This window comes from Citrobacter sp. U14242 (genome assembly GCF_046555775.1).
Classification (GTDB): Bacteria; Pseudomonadota; Gammaproteobacteria; order Enterobacterales; family Enterobacteriaceae; genus Citrobacter.
In genome coordinates, this window is sequence record NZ_JBKGLW010000007.1 from 162,734 (window position 1) to 187,387 (window position 24,654).

19 protein-coding genes and 1 riboswitch are annotated in these 24,654 nt (G+C 53.6%); of the genes, 4 read left to right on the top strand and 15 right to left on the bottom strand.

Annotated features, from left to right (window positions below; all coding sequences use genetic code 11):
- Positions 1-108 precede the first annotated feature (108 nt).
- The 6 genes from rluA to araB all read right to left on the bottom strand — a co-directional run bounded on the left by rluA (position 109) and on the right by araB (position 10,275).
- On the bottom strand, positions 109-768 hold the full coding sequence (gene rluA / locus ACLJXE_RS13435; RefSeq protein ID WP_410751128.1) for a bifunctional tRNA pseudouridine(32) synthase/23S rRNA pseudouridine(746) synthase RluA: 660 nt from the start codon (positions 766-768) through the stop codon (positions 109-111).
- An 11-nt stretch (positions 769-779) separates the two neighbouring features.
- Positions 780-3,686 carry an RNA polymerase-associated protein RapA gene (rapA, locus tag ACLJXE_RS13440; RefSeq protein ID WP_410751129.1) on the bottom strand — a complete coding sequence of 969 codons (2,907 nt, stop codon included), beginning with the start codon at positions 3,684-3,686 and terminating at the stop codon, positions 780-782.
- Between the two features lie 177 nt (positions 3,687-3,863).
- Complete coding sequence (polB, locus tag ACLJXE_RS13445) at positions 3,864-6,215, bottom strand: DNA polymerase II (protein WP_410751130.1); 2,352 nt, start codon at positions 6,213-6,215, stop codon at positions 3,864-3,866.
- 89 nt (positions 6,216-6,304) lie between these two features.
- The gene (gene araD / locus ACLJXE_RS13450) at positions 6,305-7,000 is read right to left on the bottom strand and encodes an L-ribulose-5-phosphate 4-epimerase (RefSeq protein WP_410751131.1); all 696 of its coding nucleotides are present in this window, start codon (positions 6,998-7,000) and stop codon (positions 6,305-6,307) included.
- Between the two features lie 52 nt (positions 7,001-7,052).
- The gene (gene araA, locus ACLJXE_RS13455; RefSeq protein WP_410751132.1) at positions 7,053-8,555 is read right to left on the bottom strand and encodes an L-arabinose isomerase; all 1,503 of its coding nucleotides are present in this window, start codon (positions 8,553-8,555) and stop codon (positions 7,053-7,055) included.
- Between the two features lie 10 nt (positions 8,556-8,565).
- A complete protein-coding gene (gene araB / locus ACLJXE_RS13460) occupies positions 8,566-10,275 on the bottom strand; it encodes a ribulokinase (RefSeq protein WP_410751133.1) in 1,710 nt (569 codons plus the stop codon).
- A 339-nt stretch (positions 10,276-10,614) separates the two neighbouring features.
- Between araB and araC the strand changes: the two genes are divergently transcribed.
- Positions 10,615-11,460, top strand: a complete 846-nt coding sequence (araC, locus tag ACLJXE_RS13465; RefSeq protein ID WP_410751134.1) for an arabinose operon transcriptional regulator AraC — start codon at positions 10,615-10,617, stop codon at positions 11,458-11,460.
- Between the two features lie 119 nt (positions 11,461-11,579).
- Entirely contained in the window at positions 11,580-12,347 is a 768-nt protein-coding gene (locus tag ACLJXE_RS13470; protein WP_410751135.1) for a DedA family protein, read from the top strand.
- 56 nt (positions 12,348-12,403) lie between these two features.
- On the opposite strand, the gene thiQ is transcribed toward ACLJXE_RS13470, so the two are convergent.
- The 4 genes from thiQ to sgrR form a co-directional block, all read right to left on the bottom strand.
- The gene (gene thiQ / locus ACLJXE_RS13475; protein ID WP_410751136.1) at positions 12,404-13,105 is read right to left on the bottom strand and encodes a thiamine ABC transporter ATP-binding protein ThiQ; all 702 of its coding nucleotides are present in this window, start codon (positions 13,103-13,105) and stop codon (positions 12,404-12,406) included.
- A complete protein-coding gene (thiP, locus tag ACLJXE_RS13480; protein WP_410751137.1) occupies positions 13,089-14,699 on the bottom strand; it encodes a thiamine/thiamine pyrophosphate ABC transporter permease ThiP in 1,611 nt (536 codons plus the stop codon). Before thiP ends, thiQ begins: the two co-directional genes overlap by 17 nt.
- Positions 14,675-15,658 carry a thiamine ABC transporter substrate binding subunit gene (gene thiB, locus ACLJXE_RS13485; RefSeq protein ID WP_410751138.1) on the bottom strand — a complete coding sequence of 328 codons (984 nt, stop codon included), beginning with the start codon at positions 15,656-15,658 and terminating at the stop codon, positions 14,675-14,677. Before thiB ends, thiP begins: the two co-directional genes overlap by 25 nt.
- A gap of 31 nt (positions 15,659-15,689) precedes the next feature.
- Positions 15,690-15,902: riboswitch (TPP riboswitch) on the bottom strand.
- A 33-nt stretch (positions 15,903-15,935) separates the two neighbouring features.
- Complete coding sequence (sgrR, locus tag ACLJXE_RS13490) at positions 15,936-17,591, bottom strand: HTH-type transcriptional regulator SgrR (RefSeq protein ID WP_410751139.1); 1,656 nt, start codon at positions 17,589-17,591, stop codon at positions 15,936-15,938.
- Positions 17,592-17,690: 99 nt separating this feature from the next.
- Here sgrR and sgrT point away from each other — a divergent pair, with 99 nt between their 5' ends.
- Both sgrT and ACLJXE_RS13500 read left to right on the top strand, forming a co-directional pair.
- The gene (gene sgrT / locus ACLJXE_RS13495) at positions 17,691-17,813 is read left to right on the top strand and encodes a glucose uptake inhibitor SgrT (RefSeq protein WP_410751140.1); all 123 of its coding nucleotides are present in this window, start codon (positions 17,691-17,693) and stop codon (positions 17,811-17,813) included.
- Between the two features lie 175 nt (positions 17,814-17,988).
- A complete protein-coding gene (locus ACLJXE_RS13500) occupies positions 17,989-19,167 on the top strand; it encodes a sugar efflux transporter (RefSeq protein ID WP_410751141.1) in 1,179 nt (392 codons plus the stop codon).
- Positions 19,168-19,257: 90 nt separating this feature from the next.
- Here the strand turns inward: ACLJXE_RS13500 and leuD are convergent, their stop codons facing one another.
- The 5 genes from leuD to leuL form a co-directional block, all read right to left on the bottom strand.
- Positions 19,258-19,863 (bottom strand): 3-isopropylmalate dehydratase small subunit, encoded by a 606-nt coding sequence (gene leuD, locus ACLJXE_RS13505; protein ID WP_286630740.1) that lies wholly within the window; start codon positions 19,861-19,863, stop codon positions 19,258-19,260.
- A gap of 10 nt (positions 19,864-19,873) precedes the next feature.
- Positions 19,874-21,274 carry a 3-isopropylmalate dehydratase large subunit gene (gene leuC / locus ACLJXE_RS13510; protein ID WP_286630741.1) on the bottom strand — a complete coding sequence of 467 codons (1,401 nt, stop codon included), beginning with the start codon at positions 21,272-21,274 and terminating at the stop codon, positions 19,874-19,876.
- Between the two features lie 2 nt (positions 21,275-21,276).
- Positions 21,277-22,368, bottom strand: a complete 1,092-nt coding sequence (leuB, locus tag ACLJXE_RS13515) for a 3-isopropylmalate dehydrogenase (protein ID WP_271440489.1) — start codon at positions 22,366-22,368, stop codon at positions 21,277-21,279.
- The gene (gene leuA / locus ACLJXE_RS13520; RefSeq protein ID WP_410751142.1) at positions 22,368-23,939 is read right to left on the bottom strand and encodes a 2-isopropylmalate synthase; all 1,572 of its coding nucleotides are present in this window, start codon (positions 23,937-23,939) and stop codon (positions 22,368-22,370) included. Before leuA ends, leuB begins: the two co-directional genes overlap by 1 nt.
- Before the next feature lie 89 nt (positions 23,940-24,028).
- Positions 24,029-24,115 carry a leu operon leader peptide gene (leuL, locus tag ACLJXE_RS13525; protein WP_075551415.1) on the bottom strand — a complete coding sequence of 29 codons (87 nt, stop codon included), beginning with the start codon at positions 24,113-24,115 and terminating at the stop codon, positions 24,029-24,031.
- Between the last annotated feature and the right edge of the window lie 539 nt (positions 24,116-24,654).

Below are 24,654 nucleotides of genomic sequence, written 5' to 3' on the forward strand. Positions count from 1 at the left end.
GGGCAGTGCTCACCACAGTCACGTACTACGTGTACGCTCCTGCGGTTGCGCGCTGTCCGTGTCCAAACTGGCTGCGCCAATAACGCCCGGTTTGGGAAGTGCTGCACCTCAAAAATCAGCCTGGACTTTAAATGTCATACTGTTGCCGTATTCGGGATGGGTGATGGTTAACATCTCTGCGTGCAGCAGCAGTCTCGGTGCCATTGCCAGCGCCTCCGGTGGCGCATAGAAGCGGTCGCCGAGGATCGGATGCCCTAACGCCAGCATATGCACACGCAGTTGGTGGGAGCGTCCGGTTATGGGTTTGAGCACCACCCGGGCGGTGTTGTCCGCCGCGAACTCTACCACCTCATACTCGGTCTGCGCGGATTTCCCGGTCTCATAACACACTTTCTGCTTTGGTCGGTTGGGCCAGTCACAAATCAGTGGTAAATCAACCAGGCCCTCGGCAGGTGCAGGATGTCCCCACACCCGCGCCACGTACTGCTTCTTCGGCTCACGCTCGCGAAACTGACGTTTGAGTTCGCGCTCTGCTGCTTTGGTCAGCGCCACTACAATCACGCCGCTGGTGGCCATATCCAGACGATGTACGGATTCGGCTTGTGGATAGTCGCGCTGAATACGTGTCATCACGCTGTCTTTATGCTCATCCAGGCGACCCGGTACGGACAACAAGCCGCTCGGCTTGTTGACCACCATAATGTGCTCGTCCTGGTACAGGATAACCAACCAGGGCTCCTGCGGCGGATTGTAGTTCTCCATCCCCATTTTCAGCTCCGTTACTGATGCGTCACGACGATCAGGCGTAGCGCATCCAGTCGCCAGCCAGCCTGATCGAGGCTTTCCATCACCTGCTGACGGTTGCTTTCTATGGCTGCAAGCTCGTCATCACGGATGTTCGGGTTTACGGCTCGTAGCGCTTCGAGACGCGACAGTTCCGCAGTCAGCTTCTCATCTGCTTCTTTACGTGCTGCATCGATAAGCGCCCGGGCCGACTTCTCAACCTGCGCTTCGCCCAGTTGCAGAATGGCGTGAACATCCTGCTGCACGGCGTTGACCAGTTTGCTACCGGTGTGACGGTTAACCGCGCTGAGTTGGCGGTTGAAGGTTTCGAATTCAACCTGGGCGGCGAGGTTATTCCCGTTTTTATCCAGCAGCATGCGTACCGGCGTAGGGGGCAGAAAGCGGTTCAACTGCAGTTGCTTCGGCGCCTGCGCTTCCACCACATAGACCAGCTCAACCAACAGTGTGCCGACCGGCAATGCTTTGTTTTTCAGCAGAGATATTGTGCTGCTACCCGTGTCGCCGGAGAGGATTAAATCCAGGCCGTTGCGGATCAGTGGATGTTCCCAGGTAATAAACTGCGCGTCTTCACGCGACAGGGCTACATCTCGTTCAAACGTAATGGTGCAGCCATCTTCCGGCAGACCAGGGAAATCCGGTACCAGCATATGATCGGACGGCGTCAGCACGATTAAATTGTCGCCACGGTCATCCTGGTTAATACCGACGATGTCAAACAGGTTCATGGCGAAGGCGATCAGGCTGGTGTCATCATCCTGCTCTTCAATGCTCTCGGCCAGTGCCAGCGCTTTTTCACCGCCATTGGAGTGAATTTCCAGCAGGCGGTCACGTCCTTGCTCCAGCTGTGCTTTCAGGGCATCGTGCTGTTCGCGGCAGGTTTTGATCAGGTCATCAAAGCCATCGGTGTTTTCCGGTTCAGCCAGGAAGCCGATCAGATTGTTATAAACCGTATCATAGATAGTACGACCGGTCGGGCAGGTGTGTTCGAATGCATCCAGACCTTCGTGGTACCAGCGTACCAGCACGGACTGCGCGGTTTTTTCCAGATAAGGAACGTGGATCTGAATATCATGTGCCTGGCCAATACGATCCAGACGGCCGATACGCTGTTCCAGCAGGTCCGGGTTAAACGGTAGGTCAAACATGACCAGATTGCTGGCGAACTGGAAATTACGGCCTTCTGAGCCGATTTCAGAACACAGCATCACCTGGGCGCCACTGTCTTCTTCACTAAACCAGGCCGCGGCACGGTCACGTTCAATGATCGACATCCCTTCATGGAACACGGCGGCACGGATACCTTCGCGCTCGCGTAGCACTTGCTCAAGTTGCAACGCGGTGGTGGCTTTCGCGCAGATCACCAGCACTTTCTGCGAGCGGTGGCTGGTCAGGTTACCCATCAGCCATTCAACGCGCGGGTCAAAGTTCCACCAGGTGCCGGTATCGCCTTCAAATTCCTGATAAATTTGTTCGGGGTAGAGCATGTCGCGAGCCCGGTCTTCCGCACTCTTACGCGCGCCCATAATGCCCGAGACTTTGATTGCTGTCTGGTATTGGGTTGGCAGCGGCAGCTTGATGGTATGCAGTTCGCGTTTCGGGAAGCCTTTCACACCGTTACGGGTGTTACGGAACAGCACGCGGCTGGTGCCGTGTCTGTCCATCAGCATCGAAACCAGCTCCTGACGCGCACTTTGGGCGTCGTCACTGTCGCTGTTCGCAGCCTGCAATAGCGGCTCAATATCCTGTTCGCCAATCATGTCGCCGAGCATGTTTAGCTCATCGTTACTCAGCTTGTTACCTGCCAGCAGCATGGCAACCGCATCGGCAACCGGGCGATAATTCTTTTGTTCTTCAACGAACTGGGCAAAATCGTGGAAGCGGCTTGGGTCCAGCAGGCGCAAACGCGCAAAGTGACTTTCCATGCCGAGTTGTTCCGGCGTTGCGGTCAGCAGCAGGATACCCGGCACGCGCTCTGCCAGTTGCTCTATCGCCATATACTCACGGCTGGGCGCATCTTCGCTCCACACCAGATGATGGGCCTCATCGACCACCAACAGATCCCATTCTGCGTCACACAAATGTTCAAGACGCTGTTTGCTACGACGGGCAAAGTCCAGCGAGCAGATGATCAGCTGCTCGGTTTCAAACGGGTTATAGGCATCATGCTGCGCTTCGGCATAGCGCTCATCATCAAACAGCGCAAAGCGCAGGTTGAAACGACGCAGCATTTCGACCAGCCACTGGTGCTGTAAAGTTTCAGGAACGATGATCAGTATGCGCTCGGCAGCACCAGACAGCAGTTGCTGATGCAGGATCATCCCGGCTTCAATGGTTTTGCCTAAGCCAACTTCGTCAGCCAGTAACACGCGAGGAGCGTGGCGGCGGCCGACATCGTGGGCGATGTTAAGCTGGTGTGGGATCAGGCTGGTGCGCTGACCGCGCAGACCACTCCACGGCATGCGGTACTGCTCGCTTTGAAATTTACGCGCACGATAACGCAGCGCGAAGCGGTCCATACGGTCAATCTGGCCAGCAAACAGGCGATCCTGGGGTTTACTGAACACCAGCTTGCTGTCGAGCAGCACTTCACGCAGCATGACGCCAGTTTCTTCGGTATCGAGACGGGTTCCGATATAAGCAAGCAGGCCGTTTTCTTCTTTTACTTCATCGACATGCAGTTGCCAGCCTTCATGGCTTGTTATCGTATCGCCAGGATTGAACATCACGCGGGTCACGGGGGAATCACTGCGCGCATACAGACGGTTTTCGCCCGTCGATGAGAAAAGTAAAGTGACGGTTCGCGCATCCATGGCGACAACGGTACCAAGTCCCAATTCGCTTTCTGTATCGCTGATCCAGCGTTGACCAAGTGTAAAAGGCATATGTGTTCGGCTCTATATCTTTAATTGCAGGCAATACTCGTCATTTTTCGGGCAAGCCCGAGGTTTTGAGAGCATACGACCCCGCTACCAGGCTAATAAATCAGTGGTAGTGGTGTTAAATGGGTCCAGGAATGGAAAGGGCGCTATGGTACTGGATGGCGGCGGTTTCGTCACGCGTCAAAATAACCCCAGTTGCCCTGTGAGTAGTGTAGCAAAGTTATCATCAATAAAGGGAAGAATTCCCTCGGCTACGGGCTGTATTTGCCGGGTCAGATAGTGCTCGTAATCCAGGGGGGATTGTTGATAATCCACGGGTTCTGGGCCATTTACCGTCCAGACATATTTGATCGTCCCGCGATTTTGATACTGCGGTGGGCGGCCGAGTTTTGCATTCTGTTCATCGGCGAGTCGCGCCGCGCGAACGTGCGGTGGGACATTACGCTGGTATTCGCTTAACGGGCGGCGCAGGCGTTTGCGATAAATCAGTTGTTCATCCAGTTCACCCGCCATTAACTTGTCGATGGTCTCGCGGACAAACGCCTGGTAAGTCTCGTTGCGAAAAATTCGCAGGTACAGCGCCTGCTGAAACTGCTGTGCCAGCGGTGTCCAGTCTGTCCGCACCGTTTCCAGGCCTTTAAACACCATGCGTTGTGTACTACCTTCCTGGATCATCCCGGCGTAACGCTTTTTGCTGCCGGTATCGGCACCGCGGATGGTGGGCATAAGAAAGCGACAGAAATGGGTTTCAAACTCCAGTTCCAGCGCGCTGGTCAGGTTTTGCTGTTGTAGTGATTGCGCCCACCAGTTATTGACATGACTGACCAACTCACGACCAATTCTGGCGGCATTCTCTTCCGTGTGCGCACCTTTGAGCCAGACAAAGGTCGAGTCAGTATCGCCATAGATGACATCGTAGCCCTGTGCTTCTATCAGCGCTTTTGTCTGGCGCATGATCGCATGGCCGCGCATGGTGATCGACGAGGCCAGTCGCGGATCAAAGAAGCGACAAGCGGTGGTGCCAAGTACGCCATAAAACGCATTCATGATGATTTTGAGCGCCTGAGAGAGCGGTTTATTACCGTGACGTTTCGCTTCGTCACGCCCGTGCCAGATTTGGGTAACAATCTCCGGCAGACAGTGCTTTTCGCGAGAGAACCACGCGTCGAGGAATCCTTCGGTGCTGTGCAACGGGTCCGGATGTGCCATCCCTTCGATAAGCCCCACGGGGTCTATCAAGAAAGTACGGATAATTGAGGGATACAGGCTTTTGTAATCCAGTACTAATACAGAGTCGTACAAACCCGGGCGCGAGTCCATCACGTAGCCGCCGGGGCTGGCATGAGGGGGAACTTCCCCCAGATTGGGCGCGACGTAACCGGCGCGGTGCATCCGCGGTAAGTAGAGATGCCCGAAAGCGGCAACCGAACCGCCGTGCCTGTCGACAGGCAGACCGTTTACCGTCGAACGTTCCAGCAGAAACGGCATGATCTCGGTTTTATGAAAAATACGCGTGACCAGCTCACAGTCTTTGAGGTTGTAAGTGGCAAGAGCGGGTTTATCGTGGGCAAAACGACGGTCAATTTCGTCCATTCTGTCCCAGGGATTATCAATCGATTTCCCTTCGCCAAGGAGTTCCTGCGCTACCGTTTCCAGCGAGAATGACGAGAAATTCCAGAATGCGGATTTCAGCGCCTCAATACCGTCAATAATCAGACGACCCTTGGCCTGGGCGAAAAAAACACCGTTTTTAAAACCATGTTCACGCCACTCCAGTTCGCTGTTATCGCGACCAAAACGCAGTGGGATACGATAACGTTCAGCATGATTTTGCAGGACGCGTAAATCGAACTGCACCACGTTCCAGCCGATGATCACATCAGGATCGTGACGGGCAATCCAGTCGTTAAGTTTTTCCAGCAACAGCGGGCGGCTGGCGACGTACTCAAGTTCAAAATCCAGCCGGGAGGCATCGCCATTCGGCGGGCCGAGCATATAGACAATACGCTGCCCGCAACCTTCAAGGCCGATGCAGTACAGCTCGCCGTGACGCGTTGTTTCAATATCCAGCGATACCCATTTCAACGGTGGTCGGTAGTCCGGGTTCGGCTTCAGTCGGGCATTAATTAGCGTGTTGTTTTGAAGAGTACCTTCGACCCAAACCGGGGAGGTAATAAAGCGTTCCATCAGATAACGTTCTGGTGGGCGTACATCGGCTTCGTAAACCGTCACACCATTTTCACGCAGCAGTTTTTCCAGCCGCATAAGCTGGCGGTGCGAGCGGCAATACAGGCCCGAAACCGGCTGACGGTGAAAATCCTGGAGTGTAAGCGGTGTCAGTCGATAGCCGTTTTCTGTGCGTAATAATGACGTTACGCGAGGCGTCTGGTGTGTGGGGGTAAACGCGACGGATTCCTGTGGCGCGAGCGTAACCAGCAGTGGCCCATTGTCCGTTGCCAGCCAGAATGAAACCTCTGTCCCCTGCGGGGTATCCCGCCAGTGTCGGGTTAAAATAAAACCAGCCTGCGCCACGCTGCGTATCCGTCAAAAAACCAGGCCTTATTATAGCCTGGTTCTGATGAGTTCGCTGTGGTTTTATACAGTTGTTATGACTGGTACAGCTACTGCCCGTAATAGGCTTTAGCGCCGTGCTTACGCAGGTAATGTTTATCCAGCAGAGTTTGCTGCATATCCGGCAATTGTGGCGCAAGCTGGCGGCAGAAGATGCCCATATAGGCCACTTCCTCCAGCACAATCGCGTTATGTACTGCATCCTCGGCATTTTTTCCCCACGCAAACGGACCGTGAGAATGCACTAATACGCCAGGCATCTGTGCGGCATCAATCCCTTTTTTCTCAAAGGTTTCGACGATCACATTCCCGGTTTCCCATTCATACTCGCCGTTAATCTCGACGTCGGTCATTTTACGCGTGCAGGGGATGGTGCCATAGAAATAGTCCGCATGCGTTGTGCCCGTGGCCGGGATTGACTGGCCCGCCTGCGCCCAGATAGTTGCGTGACGGGAATGGGTATGAACAATGCCGCCGATAGTCGGGAATGTCTGGTACAGCAGACGGTGCGTTGGTGTATCTGAAGAGGGTTTTTTCTGGCCTTCCACCACTTCGCCTGTTGCGATACTGACAACGACCATATCGTCGGCAGTCATTACGCTGTAATCGACACCGGATGGTTTAATGACAAATACGCCGCGTTCGCGGTCGACAGCGCTGACGTTCCCCCAGGTCAGCGTCACCAGGTTATGTTTCGGTAGCGCCAGATTGGCTTCCAGTACCTGACGTTTAAGATCTTCTAGCATATTTTTCTCCCTGTCTGGTGGCGGCGTGAGCGCCGTCACCAGACAAAAGCGCTTAGCGTTTAAAACCGTAATACACGTCGTTCCAGCGCAGCGCGTCCTTAAAGGCCGGCAGGCGGGTGTCGTTATCGATCACTGCGATCTCGATATCGTGCATTTCAGCAAACTGACGCATATCGTTCAGATCCAGCGCGTGGCTAAAGACGGTGTGATGTGCGCCGCCGGCGAGGATCCAGGCTTCAGATGCGGTTGGCAGATCCGGCTGGGCTTTCCACAGTGCATTTGCCACCGGCAGTTTCGGCAGATCATGTGGGGTTGGTACGGTGTCGATGCAGTTAACCAGCAGACGATAGCGATCGCCGAGATCGATCAGGCTGGCAACAACAGCAGGGCCGGTTTTGGTATTGAAGATCAGGCGGGCCGGATCGTCTTTACCACCAATGCCGAGGTGTTGTACGTCGAGGATCGGTTTCTCTTCCACTGCGATAGACGGGCACACTTCCAGCATGTGCGAACCGAGCACCAGATCGTTGCCCTTCTCGAAGTGATAGGTGTAATCCTCCATAAATGAGGTGCCGCCCTGCAGACCGGTTGACATCACCTTCATGATGCGAAGCAGAGCGGCAGTTTTCCAGTCGCCTTCGCCCGCAAAGCCATAGCCCTGCTGCATCAGACGCTGTACGGCCAGACCAGGTAGTTGTTTCAGGCCGTGCAAATCTTCGAATGTTGTCGTAAAGGCGTGGAATCCGCCCTGTTCCAGGAAACGCTTCATGCCGAGTTCAATACGGGCAGCTTCCAGCACGTTTTGACGTTTGTCACCGTGGATTTGCGTGGCCGCCGTCAGGGTATAGGTACTTTCGTACTCGTCGATCAGCGCGTTGATTTCGCCGTCGCTGATTGCGTTCACCACCTGTACCAGATCACCCACGGCCCAGGTATTTACTGAAAAGCCGAATTTGATTTGTGCCGCCACTTTATCGCCGTCAGTAACCGCAACTTCACGCATATTGTCGCCAAAACGGCATACTTTCAGGTGACGGGTGTCCTGTTTGGAGACGGCCTGGCGCATCCAGGAACCGATACGTTCGTGTGCCTGTTTATCCTGCCAGTGGCCGGTGACAACGGCATGCTGTTGACGCATACGCGCGCCGATGAAACCGAACTCGCGGCCGCCGTGCGCAGTCTGGTTCAGGTTCATAAAGTCCATATCAATGCTGTCCCACGGCAGGGCGGCGTTAAACTGGGTGTGGAACTGCATCAGTGGTTTATTGAGGATCGTCAGGCCATTGATCCACATTTTTGCCGGAGAGAAGGTATGCAGCCAGACGACCATCCCTGCGCAGCGATCGTCATAGTTGGCGTCACGACAAATAGCGGTGATTTCGTCAGGCGAGGTACCCAGCGGTTTTAGAACCAGTTTGCAGGGCAGTTTTGCTTCAGTATTCAGTGCGTTAACGACGTGCTCGGCATGTTGGGTTACCTGACGCAGTGTTTCAGGGCCATACAGATGCTGGCTACCAATCACAAACCACACTTCATAGTTATCAAAAATCGTCATTGTCGTGTCCTTAATGTGTCAGGGTTGCCTGGTTTGCCGGTGTTTTTTGCGCCGGCATGGCAGTCGGAAGGTATTGTTGTTCAGCGCTTACTGCCCACTGCTGGTAGCGACGGTAAAGCTGTTCAAAACGTTGAGCCTGTTCTGGACGAGGTTGCATCGTCTTTTCTACGGCGCTCGCCATTTTTTGTTGGGCTGCTGGAATGTCTGCGTGAACCTTCGCGGCAACGGCGGCGAAGATCGCGGCACCGAGTGCGCAGCACTGGTCTGAAGCAACGATTTGTAGCGGACGGTTCAGCACGTCACAGCAGGTCTGCATGATGACCGGGTTTTTGCGTGCGATACCGCCTAATGCCATGACGTTGTTGACCGCAATGCCTTGTTCGGTAAAGCATTCCATGATGGCGCGTGCGCCAAACGCCGTGGCGGCAATCAGACCACCAAACAGGGCCGGAGCATCGGTCGCAAGGTTCAGATCGGTGATAACCCCTTTCAGACGCTGGTTTGCGTTTGGCGTACGGCGGCCATTGAACCAGTCAAGCACCACGGGCAAATGATCCAGCGACGGGTTTTTTGCCCACGCTTCAGTCAGCGCAGGCAGCAGTTGTTTTTGGCTGGCTTTAATCTGGGTTTTCAGTTCAGGATGTTGTGCCGCAAGCTGATCCAGCGGCCAGCTCAGGACACGGCTAAACCAGGCATAGATATCGCCGAAAGCAGACTGGCCCGCTTCCAGGCCGATAAAGTGTGGGACGACGCTGCCATCAACCTGACCGCAAATCCCTTTCACCGCGCGTTCGCCCACGCTTTGTTTGTCGGCAATCAGAATGTCGCAGGTAGAGGTGCCGATGACTTTTACCAGCGTATTGGGCTGCGCGCCAGCGCCTACGGCCCCCATATGGCAGTCAAATGCTCCACCTGAAATGACGACACTTTCTGGCAGACCCAGACGCTGTGCCCACTCAGCGCATAACGTGCCAACCGGCAGGTCGGCGGTGACGGTGTCGGTAAACATCGGGTATGGCAAATGGCGGTTGATGACGGGATCGAGCTCATCAAAGAAACTGGCTGGTGGTAGTCCGCCCCAGCTTTCATGCCACAGCGATTTGTGTCCGGCGCTGCAGCGTCCACGGTGAATATCCTGCGGGCGTACGGTATTTGATAGCAGGGCTGGAACCCAGTCGCACAGCTCAATCCAGGACACGGCAGCCTGCGCGACCGCATCGTCCTGGCGGGTAATGTGCAGGATTTTTGCCCAAAACCATTCGCTGGAATAAATACCCCCGATATAGCGGGAGTAATCGACTTTGCCCGGTGTGTGGCACAGGCGGGTAATTTCTTCAGCTTCTTCGACTGCGGTGTGATCTTTCCACAGAACAAACATTGCGTTCGGGTTGTCAGCGAACTCTGGACGCAACGCCAGCACGTTGCCGTCGGCATCAATAGGTGCCGGAGTCGAACCGGTGCTGTCGACGCCAATTCCGACCACTTCCGCACGTTGTTCTGTGCTCAGTTCGGCCAGCACGGTTTTCAGTGCCGCTTCCATGGATTCGATGTAGTCGCGCGGGTGATGGCGAAACTGATTGTTTGGGCCGTCGCAATATTGCCCTTCCTGCCAACGCGGGTACCACTCTACGCTGGTGGCGATTTCTGCGCCGGTGGCACATTCCACCGCTAAAGCACGTACTGAATCACTACCAAAATCGAGGCCAATTGCAATCGCCATCGTCTTACTCCATCCAAAAATACGGGTATGGATAAACAGTAGATAGTGGGGATAAAAACCGTCAGGCAGGATCCGCTAATCTTATGGACTAAAATGCTGTGACATCAGAAAGTGTGACGCCGTGCAAATATTCAATGTGGACATTTCTGCCGTAGTTATAGACACTTTTGTTAGCCGTTTTTGTCGCTGGCATCGTACAGGTTTTTAACAAAGTGCTTTTCACAAGCGGGGTTGATGGTCTATTGCTGACGTCATGGCGACGTGCAGGGACGGCGGCGATGAAGTCTCACACAATATGGACAAATTGTTTCTTATCAGAACAGAGGGAGTATTGAAATTATGGCTGAACCGCAAAACGATCCCCTGCTACCTGGGTATTCGTTTAATGCGCATTTGGTGGCGGGTTTAACCCCCATTGAGGCGAACGGGTATCTGGATTTTTTTATCGACAGGCCGTTGGGCATGAAAGGTTATATCCTGAACCTCACCATCCGGGGCGAAGGGATCATCAATAATCAGGGTAAGCAGTTTGTCTGTCGACCTGGCGATATTTTGCTGTTTCCACCCGGCGAAATTCACCACTACGGACGCCATCCCGATGCCAGTGAATGGTATCACCAGTGGGTTTACTTCCGACCGCGAGCCTACTGGCAGGAGTGGCTGGCCTGGCCGGCAATCTTTGCCCAGACCGGTTTTTTCCGCCCGGACGAAGCGCACCAGCCGCATTTTAATGAACTGTTTGGACAGATCATTCATGCCGGACAGGGGGAAGGGCGCTATTCCGAACTGCTGGCGATTAACCTGCTGGAGCAATTATTGCTCAGGCGTATGGAAGCGATTAACGAATCGCTGCATCCCCCGATGGATAACCGCGTGCGCGATGCCTGCCAGTACATCAGCGATCATCTGGCGGACAGTAATTTTGACATTGCCAGCGTTGCGCAGCATGTCTGCCTGTCACCGTCCCGGCTGTCGCATCTGTTCCGTCAGCAGTTGGGCATCAGCGTATTAAGCTGGCGCGAGGATCAGCGTATCAGCCAGGCCAAGTTACTGCTGAGTACCACACGTATGCCTATTGCTACGGTGGGTCGTAATGTTGGCTTTGACGACCAACTCTATTTCTCCCGCGTATTCAAAAAATGCACCGGTGCCAGTCCGAGCGAGTTTCGCGCTGGATGTGAATAAAAAGTGAATGATGTGTCCTGAAAGTTGTCATAACTCGCAATCTATTCAGACAATTGATGGCTTGACGAAGTTGAGAAGGGTTAGCAGAATCCCTGCTTCGTAAATCTGACGGACACATTATGCAAGCATTGCTGGAACACTTTATTCTCCAGTCCGCCATGTACTCTTTGATAGCTGTGCTTCTGGTGGCTTTTTTAGAGTCTCTGGCGCTGGTTGGCCTGATTCTACCTGGCACCGTGATGATGGCGGGGTTGGGTGCCTTAATTGGCAGTGGTGAACTGAATTTCTGGCATGCCTGGCTTGCGGGCATCGTCGGTTGCTTGTTGGGGGACTGGATCTCTTTCTGGCTGGGCTGGCGTTTTAAAAAGCCGTTGCACCGTTGGTCCTTCATGAAAAAGAACAAGGCGTTGCTGGACAAGACCGAACACGCGCTACACCAGCACAGCATGTTTACTATTTTGGTGGGGCGTTTTGTTGGCCCGACGCGTCCACTGGTACCAATGGTTGCGGGAATGCTGGATCTGCCCGTCGCCAAATTCATCGTCCCCAATATCATTGGCTGTGTGCTGTGGCCACCGTTCTATTTCCTGCCGGGTATTTTGGCGGGCGCGGCAATCGATATTCCTTCCGATATGCAGAGCGGAGATTTCAAATGGCTGTTGCTGGCGACTGCATTGCTGCTGTGGGTTGGTGGCTGGCTGTGTTGGCGACTGTGGCGCAGTGGCAAAGCCGCTGTCGATCGTTTAACCGCATATTTACCGCGAGGCCGCCTGCTGTATCTGGCGCCGCTGACGCTTGGGGTTGGCGTAGTCGCGCTGGTGGCGTTATTACGTCATCCACTGATGCCGGTGTATCTCGATATTTTGCGCAAAGTGGTGGGTTACTAAGAGGTGGACTGCCGGATGGCGCTGACGCTTATCCGGCTTACACAATATCAAATCGATTACCCGGTTTTGATGCCCAATAGTGCCGAAGCGCTGGCTTGCCCACTCAATAACGCCTCCGTATTTCCTTGCCATGCAATGCGCCCATCGGCGACCACAATTGAGCGTGGCGCAATGCGTGCCGCATCTTCAACGCTATGGGAGACCATCAGCATCGTCAGTTGTTTGTCACGACAGACCTCGGCAACCAGCGATAGCATCTCCTGGCGCAACGCCGGGTCGAGTGCAGAAAACGGCTCATCAAGCAGTAAAACGGGTTGTTCGCGAACCAGACAACGTGCCAGCGCTACACGTTGCCTTTGGCCGCCGGAAAGCTCGCCGGGGAGTCTGTCCAGCAGGTTATCAAGACCCATTTGTTGGGCGATGTGCTGTAGTTTTTCATGCTGAGACGCGTTCAGTCTTAATCCCGGATTCAAACCCAGGCCGATGTTTTGCTGCACGTTCAGATGGTTGAACAGGTTGTTTTCCTGAAACAGCATGGAAACAGGACGACGAGAGGGCGGTGTGACGGTGTGATCTTCGCCTTCAATCATCATTGTGCCGCTGGCAGGCGTCAGAAATCCGGCAATCAGATTCAATAGCGTGCTTTTCCCGGCGCCGCTGGGCCCGAGCACCGCGACTTGCTCACCGCGCGCTACCGATAATGTGAAACGCATGGGTAAGTGGTGATAAAGCCATGTAATATCAATCAGTTTTAACATTTCGTCCCGGCAATTTTTCAATAACGGTAAACAGTGTAAAGCACAGGATCAGCAGCAATAACGCAGTAACAGCGCCATCCTGACTGCGGTAAGATCCAATCTGCTGATACAGATAAAACGGTAGCGTGCGGAAATCCTCGTTGCCAAACAGTGCCACCACACCAAAATCGCCAATCGACAGTACGCAGGCAAAGGCCATCGCCTGCGCCAGCGGGCGCTTCAGGGCCCGTAGTTCAACCACTTTCAGCCGTGACCATCCTTCAATACCCAAAGACTGACACAACATACTGTAGCGTGCGGTCACATCGCGCATCGGGTTTTCCAGCACCTTCAGTGCGTAAGGGATCGCCATCAGCGCATTGGTGAAAATCACGATGGCGTCAGCCGATTCCGGCAATCCAATGCTGTTATTGAGCAGCAAAAAGAACCCGGTGGCCAGCACGATACCCGGCATGGCGAGTATCATCATGCCGCTCAGTTCCAGTGCCTGACCTGCCAATACCTGCTGCCGGGCACGCAGTTCGCGGCTACTCCACAGCAGCATCATAGTCAGAATGACGCACAATATGCCTGCCGCCAGCGCGATGCGCAGTGACGTCCCCAGTGCTTGCCACAGCACTGGCTGCGTAAGCACATCCAGCACATTGCGGTTTAAACCATCGACAATCACCGCCAGCAACGGTGGAAGCAACAGCAACAGAGCGAGAGCAATCAACATTAAGTCAGCCAGTCGGCTGTGTAGACGATCGTCGGGATCGCGCCAGCCTTGTACCAGCGTAGTACCGGGTGCGATTGCGCGACTCAACCGTTGGCTGATTAGTACCAGCGCTAAACAGCAAACCATTTGGATCAGGGCCAGCATAGCCGCCCGCGCGGGATCGTAATCAAAGCTCAGTGCCTGATAGATAGCCAGCTCGATAGTGGTTGCCTGCGGCCCGCCGCCGAGCGACAGCACGGTGGCGAAGCTGGCGAAACACAGCATAAAGATAAGTGCTGCTACGGGAAGGATCTGACGACGCAGCCACGGCCACTCAACAAAACGGAAGAAATGCCAGCCGCGCATCCCTAACTGCGCCGCGAGCTGGCGTTGCTCGCCGGGGATGTTCTCCAGCGATTGCAGCAGTAAACGACTGGCCATCGGCAGGTTGAAAAAGACATGCGCCAGCAGAATACCCTGTAAGCCGTATGGCGAAAACGTCCACTCCAGCCCGAATGTGTGCCAGAGCGAGGCCAGCCAGCCCTGACGACCATATACGCTAAGGATGCCGAATACGGCGACCAGCACCGGCAAGATCAGCGTCATCGCGCACAGGCGCAACAGGGCCAGACGTCCGGGAAAGCGCCGGCGATAGAGCGCTCTGGCGAGGAAAATCGCCGGGATAACGGACAACACTGCGGATAAAAATGCCTGCCAGAAAGAAAAGCGCACCACGTGCCACAGGTAGCTGTCCTGCCAGAGCGATAACCATTCTCCCTGCGGTGCGTTAAACCACAGTGCCAGAAATGCGGCCAGCGCGACAGCCACCATCAATGTGGCAGCTGAAAGCCCTGGGATCAGCCAGCCGGGAATTAACGGCTGACGGCGCGTTGCCATTCGCTAATCCATGCCTGGCGCTGGGCAGCAACTTGCTGCGGGGTAAATTCCAGTGCGTTGACCGGTTTTTCCAGTTGCTCAAATCCTGGCGGCAGGGTGACCTGCGTCACCGGATACATCCAGTTGCCCGTTGGGATCGCATTCTGGAATGCCGGAGATACCATAAATTTCAGGAATTTTTCCGCCAGCTCTGGTTGCTTGCTGGCAGCGGTACGCGCGGCAACCTCCACCTGCAGATAGTGACCTTCGCTAAAGTTGGCGGCGGCGTAGTTACCCTTTTTCTCTTCGATAATATGATAGGCCGGGGAGGTGGTATAACTCAGCACCAGATCGCTTTCACCCTTCAGGAACAGGCCGTAAGCTTCACTCCAGCCTTTGGTGACGGTGACGGTTTTGGCTGCCAGTTTCTGCCAGGCTTCTGGCGCTTTATCACCATAAACTTTCTGCATCCACAGCAGCAGTCCCAGACCCGGCGTGCTGGTGCGCGGGTCCTGATAAATCACACGCCATTTCTGGTCGCTTTCGACCAGTTCTTTCAGGCTTTTCGGCGGGTTTTTCAGCTTGTTTTTATCATAAACGAAGGCGAAATAACCGTAATCAAACGGGACAAAGGTGTCGTTTTTCCATCCGCCTGGCACACTGACTGCACTCTCCGGCACGTTGCTTTTAGCGAACAGCCCGGTTTGCGTAGCGGCTGACAGAAGGTTGTTGTCCAGCCCCAGTACGATGTCAGCTTTGCTATTTTTTCCTTCCATACGCAGGCGGTTCAGCAGCGATACGCCATCCTCCAGCGCGACCAGTTTCAGTTCGCAGTTGCAGTCAGCTTCGAAGGCTTTTTTGATGGTTGGGCCGGGGCCCCAGTCGGCGGCGAATGAATCATAGGTATAGACAGTCAGAACGGGTTTAGCGAAGGCAGGCGCTGCGCACAATAACAGCAGGGGAAGACATTTTTTTAACACTTTGCACCTCAAGAGTTGGGTGGCAAAGGACTTGAGTTGCAGCCTCAAATCCCTTCGCCGGCATTATCCGGATCAGGTTCGACGGGTATTTTCTCAGCCCATACGCGTCATCCTTCACGCTGCCTGCGTTCGCTCACCCCAGTCACATAGTTATCTATGCTCCTGAGGATTCACTCGCTTGCCGCCTTGATGCATCATGAACGATTTAGCGTATATTTGTTTTCTGGCACCCCGTTGAGAACGGCGTTAGTGTAATGATTTTGTTGCCCGGCAGCAATTAAGGATCCGGCGGCGCAAACCAGGCCGATTTAAAATCAAACCAGCCGAGGGTATTCATCCGTAGGCCACGCATACTGCGCTGCCCCTGAATGATCAACCAGTGATGGATCAATGGCACAATGGCTTTAGTGGCGAGTAGCTGTTGACACCACGAAGCCAGACTCATTTCACCGGTTCGCCAGCGGGCGGCATCGTTTTCCCAGTCTCGCGAGATACAGTTTTGCAGCAGCGGGACTTCACATAAATGGGCGAACAGTGAGAAGTCCAACGGCAAGGTGAAGTTAGCGCTGTTGAGCCAGATATCACTGCTGACATCACCCGCATGCCATTGATCGTAGTCGATCTCCTGAATGGTTAACTGTACCTCATGCGCTGCCAGTAACGTCTGCATAATCTGCGCGATGACCCGATGCTCAATATGATCGCGATAGTAGGTGAGCGTCAGGGTTTCCAGCCCGGCGGGCTTTTCACCATGACCAGGCCTGGCGTGATGCCAGCGGGGCAACAATCCGTAAGCAGGGAACCAGTGTCGTTGATACTGCTCGTCAGCGTGGTAGATCAAATTTGTCGGAGAGAGCACGCGGCTTACCCACTCCCGGACATCCTGCCTGGCGCCACGCGCAGTACGTGCATCAAACAGCAGGTAGTAGCATCCTTCTTCCAGCCGGCTCTCGATTGCCTTTTCATCTTCTGTTGGGCCCTGGAGCGTTAACCCGCCTCCGGGTTCTTCACCAATGTCAGGTAACACCCAAACGTTCACTTCGTCGATCAGCGCCCGGTAGCCAAAATAGTCATCGAACGCGTGAATTTTCAGCTGGTTACTGGTGTTGCGCATTACCGCATACGGGCCAGTACCGATGGGATGGCTGGAAAAATTACTCAGCGTTTCCCATTCTCGCGGCAGGATCATGGCGGGCACTTGCCCCAGTAACCAGGGAAGCCAGCGATCCGCTTGCGCAAGATGAATATCCAGCGTCCAGGCCGTGGGGGAGACGATATGCGTAATGTGCGAGTACAGCGGCAACGTATTAATGCGGGTTAGTGAGGCGATCACATCGTCCATTTCCAGCTCGCGGCCGTGGTGAAAATGGATCCCCGGGCGTAGAAAGAATCGCCAGTGCAAAGGTGAAATCTGCTGCCAGTGATGCGCGATGTCAGGTTCCAGTTCCCCATTTTCCTCATTTACACGAATTAAGGCGCTGAAGATTTGCCGGGCGATATGGGTTTCGGAACGGCGTAATGCTGTTCCAGGTAGCAGGTTGCGCATCGGTCGATAATACAGGACGCGCATGATGTGCCGCCCCTGGCGAAAGCTACGGCCGAGGTGGGAAACCAGCATCTGTCGCACGGCCGTTTTGTCGCCGACCAGTTGTACCAGCTGATCGATGCGATCCTGCTCCAGCAGGTCTTCCGCTCGCTGTTGCTGGAGCGCCAACCCGGTATAGAGGAATGTCAGGCGTGAGCGTTTACCCCGGCCGACCTCCGCTTCCCATGTTAACCAGCCACGTTCCTGCATGGTATTGAGCAGGGTTCGCATATGACGGCGAGAGCAGCTAAGCAACTCCGCCAGCTCGTTCAGCGTAGTGTCTTGCGTTTTGCCGTCACAGCATTGCCACAGACGGATAAACTGTTGTTGCAAACGACCAGAAGACATAAAAGGGGAACTCCTGCACAAAACTCAGCAATTTTATTATCCCTATATTAAGCCAATAATAGATTCCGATGAAGCGATGAGACAACGAAGGGGTCATCTATGCGTCAGTTCTATATGAAGTACTTTACCGCGGCAGAGAAATCGTCCTGGTTGGCTTGCCTGAGCGCGCCGCAGCGCTTAAAGATGCTCGAAGAACTGATGCAGTGGGAGGTGACAGCCTGACCTCTGAATTGAGAATTGCAGACATCATGTGTGACTGAGTATTGGTGCAGGCTGTGTCCTGCCATTCTACCCAGCGTCGATGCCAGGTATAATGGCAGGATACAGCCTCTATTCACCCGCCAGCAGATTTTTTCTGCTGGCTTTTTTCGTATCAGCCCAGCCAATAGGGATAAAAATGCTCTGGATTATGACCATGGGACGGCGCCTCAATGGCGTTTACGCGGCATTTATGTCGGTTGCTTTTATGATGGGCGTGGCGGGCGCGTTACAGGCACCCACGCTGAGTCTGTTTCTGAGCCGTGAGGTCGGGGCGCAGCCATTCTGGGTAGGGTTGTTTTATACCGTCAATGCGATTGCCGGGATCGTGGTCAGCCTCGGGCTTGCAAAACGTTCCGATAACCAGGGCGATCGACGAAAGCTGATCATGTTCTGCTGTCTGATGGCTGTTGGTAACGCGCTGCTTTTTGCCTTTAATCGTCATTATCTCACGTTGATTACCTGTGGTGTGCTGCTGGCCTCGCTGGCCAATACTGCGATGCCGCAGTTGTTTGCGCTGGCGCGGGAATATGCGGATAACTCCGCGCGCGAAGTGGTGATGTTTAGCTCAGTGATGCGCGTACAGCTTTCGTTGGCCTGGGTTATTGGGCCACCGCTGGCATTCATGCTGGCACTGAATTACGGTTTCACGGTGATGTTCTCTATTGCGGCTGGTATTTTCGCGATTAGCCTCGTGCTGATTGCGCTGATCCTGCCCTCTGTTCCCCGGGTGGATCAACCTGTTGATCTACCGCCTGAACAAGCGGGGGGCTGGCAGGATAAAAATGTACGCATGCTGTTTATTGCCTCCACGTTGATGTGGACCTGCAACACGATGTACATCATCGATATGCCGCTGTGGATAAGCCTTGAACTGGGTTTACCCGACAAGCTTGCAGGGCTCCTGATGGGGACAGCTGCCGGGCTGGAAATACCGGCGATGATTCTGGCCGGTTACTCTGTGAAGCGTTTTGGTAAACGGCGAATGATGATTACCGCCGTGGCAGCGGGGGTGCTGTTTTACCTTGGTCTTATTTTCTTTCACAGCCATATGGCGTTGCTTATTTTGCAGCTATTTAACGCCGTATTCATCGGTATTATCGCTGGGATAGGGATGCTGTGGTTTCAGGATCTAATGCCGGGACGCGCGGGTTCTGCCACCACATTATTTACCAACAGTATTTCAACGGGGGTCATTCTGGCGGGGGTGATTCAGGGAGCAGTGGCGCAAAGCTACGGACATTTTGCCGTTTACTGGGTAATCGCGGCGATTTCTGTGGTTACGCTGGTGATGACCGGGCGGGTGAAAGACGTTTAATGATGTTGCCGAATGCGCTGCGCTTATCCGGCCTACACATAATCCATACCTGTAGGACGAAAAAGCGCAGCGCATCCGGTACAACAAGCGCTAGCGCATAAATGCAGGTTGCTTGTGTTCGTACTCGGTAATCGCCGCTTCGTGTTGCAGCGTCAGTCCGATGCTGTCGAGACCATTCAGCATGCAGTGGCGACGGAAAGCGTCAATTTCGAATGGATACGCTTTGTCTCCGGCTTTCACCTCCTGCGCTTCCAGATCAACCTCAAAACGGATGCCCGGATTTGCCTGTACCAGTTTGAACAGCTCATCGACTTCTTCATCGCTTAATTTCACCGGCAGCAGTTGGTTGTTGAAGCTGTTGCCGTAGAAGATGTCGGCGAAGCTCGGCGCAATGACCACTTTGAAACCATAATCGGTCAGCGCCCAGGGCGCATGCTCACGTGAAGAGCCGCAGCCAAAGTTTTCCCGCGCCAGCAGAATTGACGCACCTTTATATTCCGGGAAGTTCAGCACGAACGCCGGATTAGGCTGTTGCCCCTTTTCGTCCAGGAAACGCCAGTCGTTAAACAGATGAGCGCCAAACCCGGTGCGTGTTACTTTCTGCAAAAACTGTTTGGGAATAATGGCATCGGTATCGACGTTGGCGGCATCCAATGGGACAACCAGGCCGGTATGCTGGGTAAATTTCTCTGCCATGGTAGTTTCCTTATTTGATGCTGCGAATGTCGGCAAAATGGCCGGTAACGGCGGCAGCGGCGGCCATTGCCGGGCTGACTAAGTGTGTGCGTCCACCGCGGCCCTGACGGCCCTCAAAATTACGATTGCTGGTAGAAGCACAGCGCTCACCCGGATTCAGACGATCGTTGTTCATGGCCAGACACATGGAACAGCCTGGTAAGCGCCATTCAAAACCGGCTTCAATGAAAATCTTATCCAGACCTTCTGCTTCCGCTTGCGCTTTTACCGGACCAGAACCTGGAACAACCAGTGCCTGAACGCCCGGGGCGACTTTACGACCTTTGGCAATTTCTGCCGCGGCGCGTAAATCTTCAATACGTGAGTTGGTGCAGGAGCCGATGAAGACTTTATCGATAGCGACTTCGGTTAATGGAATACCGGGTTCCAGCCCCATATAAGCCAGCGCTTTTTCTGCTGAAGCGCGTTCCACGGGATCGGTAAATGATGCCGGGTCGGGGATATTATCGTTCACTGAGATGACCTGGCCAGGGTTCGTTCCCCATGTCACCTGCGGCGCGATCTCTTCTGCCTGCAAGGTGACAATGGTATCAAACGTTGCGCCATCGTCGGTTTTCAGCGTTTTCCAGTACGCAACTGCATTGGCAAAGTCGTCACCTTTCGGGGCGTGCAAACGGCCCTGCACATAGTTGAACGTGGTTTCATCCGGTGCGACCAGGCCCGCTTTGGCACCCATTTCAATGGCCATGTTGCACAGCGTCATACGGCCTTCCATGCTCAGTGCGCGAATGGCTTCGCCGCAAAACTCAACGACATGTCCGGTACCGCCTGCGCTACCGGTTTTACCGATAATGGCCAGCACGATATCTTTGGCGGTGATGCCCGGAGCGGCTTTACCATTAACTTCGATCTTCATGGTCTTCGCGCGCCCCTGTTTCAGGGTCTGAGTGGCCAGGACGTGCTCTACCTCGGAGGTCCCGATTCCAAACGCCAGTGCACCGAACGCGCCGTGGGTGGCGGTATGCGAGTCACCGCAGACGATGGTCATGCCCGGTAACGTTACACCTTGTTCTGGCCCCATCACGTGGACGATGCCCTGATATGGGTGGTTCAGATCGTACAGTTCCACGCCAAATTCATTGCAGTTTTTGATCAGCTCCTGCATCTGAATACGCGCCATTTCGCCTGAGGCGTTAATGTCTTTAGTTTGCGTCGAAACGTTGTGGTCCATCGTGGCAAAGGTTTTACCCGGCTGGCGAACCTGGCGGCCATGCGCACGCAAACCATCAAATGCCTGCGGAGAGGTCACCTCATGCACCAGATGTCTGTCGATATATAACAGTGGGGTTTCATTTTGCGCCTCAAAGACGACGTGCGCATTAAACAATTTTTCGTATAACGTCTTAGCCATGATTACACCCCTTCAGCGACGTAGCGAGCGATGATATCGCCCATCTCATCGGTACTGACTGCGGCAGCGCCACGGGCTAAGTCACCGGTGCGAATACCTTCTTCTAATGCGCGGTTGATGGCGCTCTCAATTGCGGTTGCCGCATCATTGGCATCCAGGCTGTAACGCAACAGCAGGGCCAGCGACAGAATTTGGGCGATCGGGTTTGCAATATTTTTCCCTGCGATATCGGGTGCAGAACCGCCAGCCGGCTCGTACAGGCCAAAGCCCTGCTCATTCAGGCTGGCAGACGGTAACATGCCCATTGAGCCAGTGATCATGGCGCACTCATCAGACAGAATGTCACCAAACAGGTTTGAACACAGCAGTACGTCGAACTGAGACGGGTCTTTGATTAATTGCATTGTCGCGTTGTCGATATACATATGCGCCAGTTCAACATCCGGGTATTCGTTGGCGATTTCATTGACGATTTCACGCCACAAGATGGATGTTTGCAGCACGTTGGCTTTATCAATCGACGTGACTTTACGACGACGCTGGCGCGCGGACTCAAACGCGATACGGGCAATACGCTCGATCTCGAAACGGTGATAAACCTCAGTATCAAAGGCTTTTTCATGTTGCCCGCTGCCTTCGCGGCCTTTAGGTTGACCGAAATAGATCCCACCCGTCAGTTCACGTACGCACAGGATGTCGAAACCGTTAGCTGCAATGTCGGCGCGCAGCGGGCAAAAGGCTTCCAGCCCCTGGTACAACTTAGCCGGACGCAGGTTACTGAATAATTTAAAGTGCTTACGCAACGGCAGCAGTGCACCACGCTCGGGTTGCTGGTTAGGCGGCAGATGTTCCCATTTCGGGCCGCCAACTGAGCCAAACAGAATGGCGTCGGCTTGCTCACAGCCTTCAACCGTTGCCGGTGGCAGCGGCTGACCGTGGTTATCGATAGCGGCTCCGCCTACGTCATAGTGGCTGGTGGTAATGCGCATGCCAAAACGGTTGCGAATTGCGTCCAGTACTTTCAATGCTTGCGCCATCACTTCCGGACCAATACCGTCACCCGGCAAAACAGCAATATGATAATTCTTCGACATCACACGGTTTCCTTGTTGTTCTCGTTGTTCTGAGCTTTGCGTTGCAATTCTTTTTCGACTTCTTCAGCGCGCCAGATGTTGTTCAGCACATGTACCATCGCTTTGGCGGAAGACTCGACGATATCTGTTGCCAGACCGACGCCGTGGAAGCGGCGACCGTTATAGTTGGCGACGATATCCACCTGACCCAGCGCATCTTTACCGTGGCCTTTAGCGGTCAGGCTATATTTGACGAGTTCGACGTTATATTCCGTCACGCGGTTAATAGCCTGATAAATGGCATCGACCGGGCCGTTACCGTTAGCCGCTTCGGCTTTGACTTCTTCGCCACAGGCCAACTTGACGGAGGCAGTGGCAATATCATTAGAGCCAGACTGCACACTGAAATAGTCCAGACGGAAGTGTTCTGGTTCTTCCTGCTGTTTGTTAATAAAGGCCAGCGCTTCCAGGTCGTAGTCGAACACTTGACCTTTTTTATCTGCCAGCTTCAGGAACGCGTCATACAGATTGTCCAGGCTGTATTCGCTTTCTTTGTAGCCCATCTCATCCATACGATGTTTCACCGCAGCGCGTCCTGAACGGGAGGTCAGGTTCAACTGTACCTGGTTCAAACCGATGGATTCAGGCGTCATGATTTCGTAGTTTTCACGGTTTTTCAGTACGCCGTCCTGATGGATACCGGAGGAGTGAGCAAAGGCACCACTACCCACAATCGCTTTGTTGGCAGGAATCGGCATGTTGCAGATTTGGCTGACTAACTGGCTGGTACGCCAGATTTCCTGATGATTAATACGGGTTTGCACGTTCAGGATATCTTTGCGGACCTTGATCGCCATGATCACTTCTTCCAGTGAACAGTTGCCCGCGCGTTCGCCGATACCGTTCATCGCACCTTCAACCTGACGAGCACCCGCATGAACAGCCGCCAGTGCGTTACCGACGCCCAGGCCTAAATCGTCATGGGTGTGTACAGAAATAATGGCTTTATTGATGTTTGGCACCCGCTCATACAGACCTGAAATGATTGCGCCAAATTCGAAAGGCATGGTGTAACCGACGGTATCGGGAATGTTGATGGTTCTGGCACCGGCGTTAATGGCCGCTTCTACCACGCGAGCCAGATCGGCTATCGGGGTACGGCCTGCGTCTTCACAGGAGAATTCCACGTCATCAGTGTAATTACGTGCCCGCTTAACCATGTAGACGGCGCGTTCAATCACCTCATCCAACGTACTGCGCAATTTTGTCGCGATGTGCATCGGTGACGTGGCAATGAATGTGTGAATGCGGAAAGCTTCAGCCACTTTCAGGGATTCTGCTGCCACATCGATATCTTTTTCCACACAGCGAGCTAATGCGCAAACACGGCTGTTTTTAACCTGACGGGCAATGGTCTGTACTGATTCAAAGTCACCCGGTGAAGAAACAGGGAACCCCACCTCCATCACGTCAACGCCCATACGCTCGAGGGCCAGAGCTATCTGCAGTTTTTCTTTCACACTCAGGCTTGCCTGTAACGCCTGTTCACCATCGCGTAAGGTGGTATCGAAAATAATGACTTGCTGGCTCATGGTTTGGGTCCTTGGTGTTTAGGGCGCCTTGCTTCGAGCATAAAAAAACCCGCGCAATGGCGCGGGTTTTTGTCTTAACTGGAGCTGACTTAATGCTGAATGTCGTCCACCAGTCTACCGCGCAATGAGAATGCGTTTAGTAGTAGTAGACCGTTAAAACGAGCAATGTAAGTCATCAATCAAGCTCCAGGCGAATGCGATATGCTTTTAGTGGTACTGGATATGAAGATTGATGTCAACCCCATCCCCTAAAAACGCCCCCATTCGGCGAAAAATATCTCCTGAACTTTGAGCGAATTGTGCTGAATTTTTATGGTTGTATAAAATAAATCAGCGTGAGGATTACATACTTTTAACGGTTTGACATATTTGAGCATATTTGTTTTCAGCTATTGTCACGGTATATTGAAGAGACAATTTGTGGATGGATTTTTTATCTTTATGATTTATCGGTTTTTATACTAATTTTGAATGGATGTGAGGTGAGGAGGGAAACATGATTGATAAATAAATGTTAAGCATTGCGGTGTTAATGATATAAACATTTAATTAAATCTTAAATATATATTCACCATTCGTATGATTGTGTATTTGCCATGGTTATGGTTATATTGTTTTCGACACTTAAACGTATGAGTCATCGTGCAGTGACTTCTGCCACACTGCGCTCGCATTGGTTTTTGTTTATTCAGGCTAGTGCCTTTATGTTTTCCTA

What these genes read in the sequence shown, in the direction of transcription:
- rluA (WP_410751128.1), bottom strand. Translation starts at nt 768, where the DNA reads ATGGGGATGGAGAACTACAATCCGCCGCAGGAGCCCTGGTTGGTTATC.
- rapA (WP_410751129.1), bottom strand. Translation starts at nt 3,686, where the DNA reads ATGCCTTTTACACTTGGTCAACGCTGGATCAGCGATACAGAAAGCGAA.
- araD (WP_410751131.1), bottom strand. Translation starts at nt 7,000, where the DNA reads ATGCTAGAAGATCTTAAACGTCAGGTACTGGAAGCCAATCTGGCGCTA.
- araA (WP_410751132.1), bottom strand. Translation starts at nt 8,555, where the DNA reads ATGACGATTTTTGATAACTATGAAGTGTGGTTTGTGATTGGTAGCCAG.
- araB (WP_410751133.1), bottom strand. Translation starts at nt 10,275, where the DNA reads ATGGCGATTGCAATTGGCCTCGATTTTGGTAGTGATTCAGTACGTGCT.
- araC (WP_410751134.1), top strand. Translation starts at nt 10,615, where the DNA reads ATGGCTGAACCGCAAAACGATCCCCTGCTACCTGGGTATTCGTTTAAT.
- ACLJXE_RS13470 (WP_410751135.1), top strand. Translation starts at nt 11,580, where the DNA reads ATGCAAGCATTGCTGGAACACTTTATTCTCCAGTCCGCCATGTACTCT.
- thiQ (WP_410751136.1), bottom strand. Translation starts at nt 13,105, where the DNA reads ATGTTAAAACTGATTGATATTACATGGCTTTATCACCACTTACCCATG.
- thiP (WP_410751137.1), bottom strand. Translation starts at nt 14,699, where the DNA reads ATGGCAACGCGCCGTCAGCCGTTAATTCCCGGCTGGCTGATCCCAGGG.
- sgrR (WP_410751139.1), bottom strand. Translation starts at nt 17,591, where the DNA reads ATGTCTTCTGGTCGTTTGCAACAACAGTTTATCCGTCTGTGGCAATGC.
- sgrT (WP_410751140.1), top strand. Translation starts at nt 17,691, where the DNA reads ATGCGTCAGTTCTATATGAAGTACTTTACCGCGGCAGAGAAATCGTCC.
- ACLJXE_RS13500 (WP_410751141.1), top strand. Translation starts at nt 17,989, where the DNA reads ATGCTCTGGATTATGACCATGGGACGGCGCCTCAATGGCGTTTACGCG.
- leuD (WP_286630740.1), bottom strand. Translation starts at nt 19,863, where the DNA reads ATGGCAGAGAAATTTACCCAGCATACCGGCCTGGTTGTCCCATTGGAT.
- leuC (WP_286630741.1), bottom strand. Translation starts at nt 21,274, where the DNA reads ATGGCTAAGACGTTATACGAAAAATTGTTTAATGCGCACGTCGTCTTT.
- leuB (WP_271440489.1), bottom strand. Translation starts at nt 22,368, where the DNA reads ATGTCGAAGAATTATCATATTGCTGTTTTGCCGGGTGACGGTATTGGT.
- leuA (WP_410751142.1), bottom strand. Translation starts at nt 23,939, where the DNA reads ATGAGCCAGCAAGTCATTATTTTCGATACCACCTTACGCGATGGTGAA.
- leuL (WP_075551415.1), bottom strand. Translation starts at nt 24,115, where the DNA reads ATGACTTACATTGCTCGTTTTAACGGTCTACTACTACTAAACGCATTC.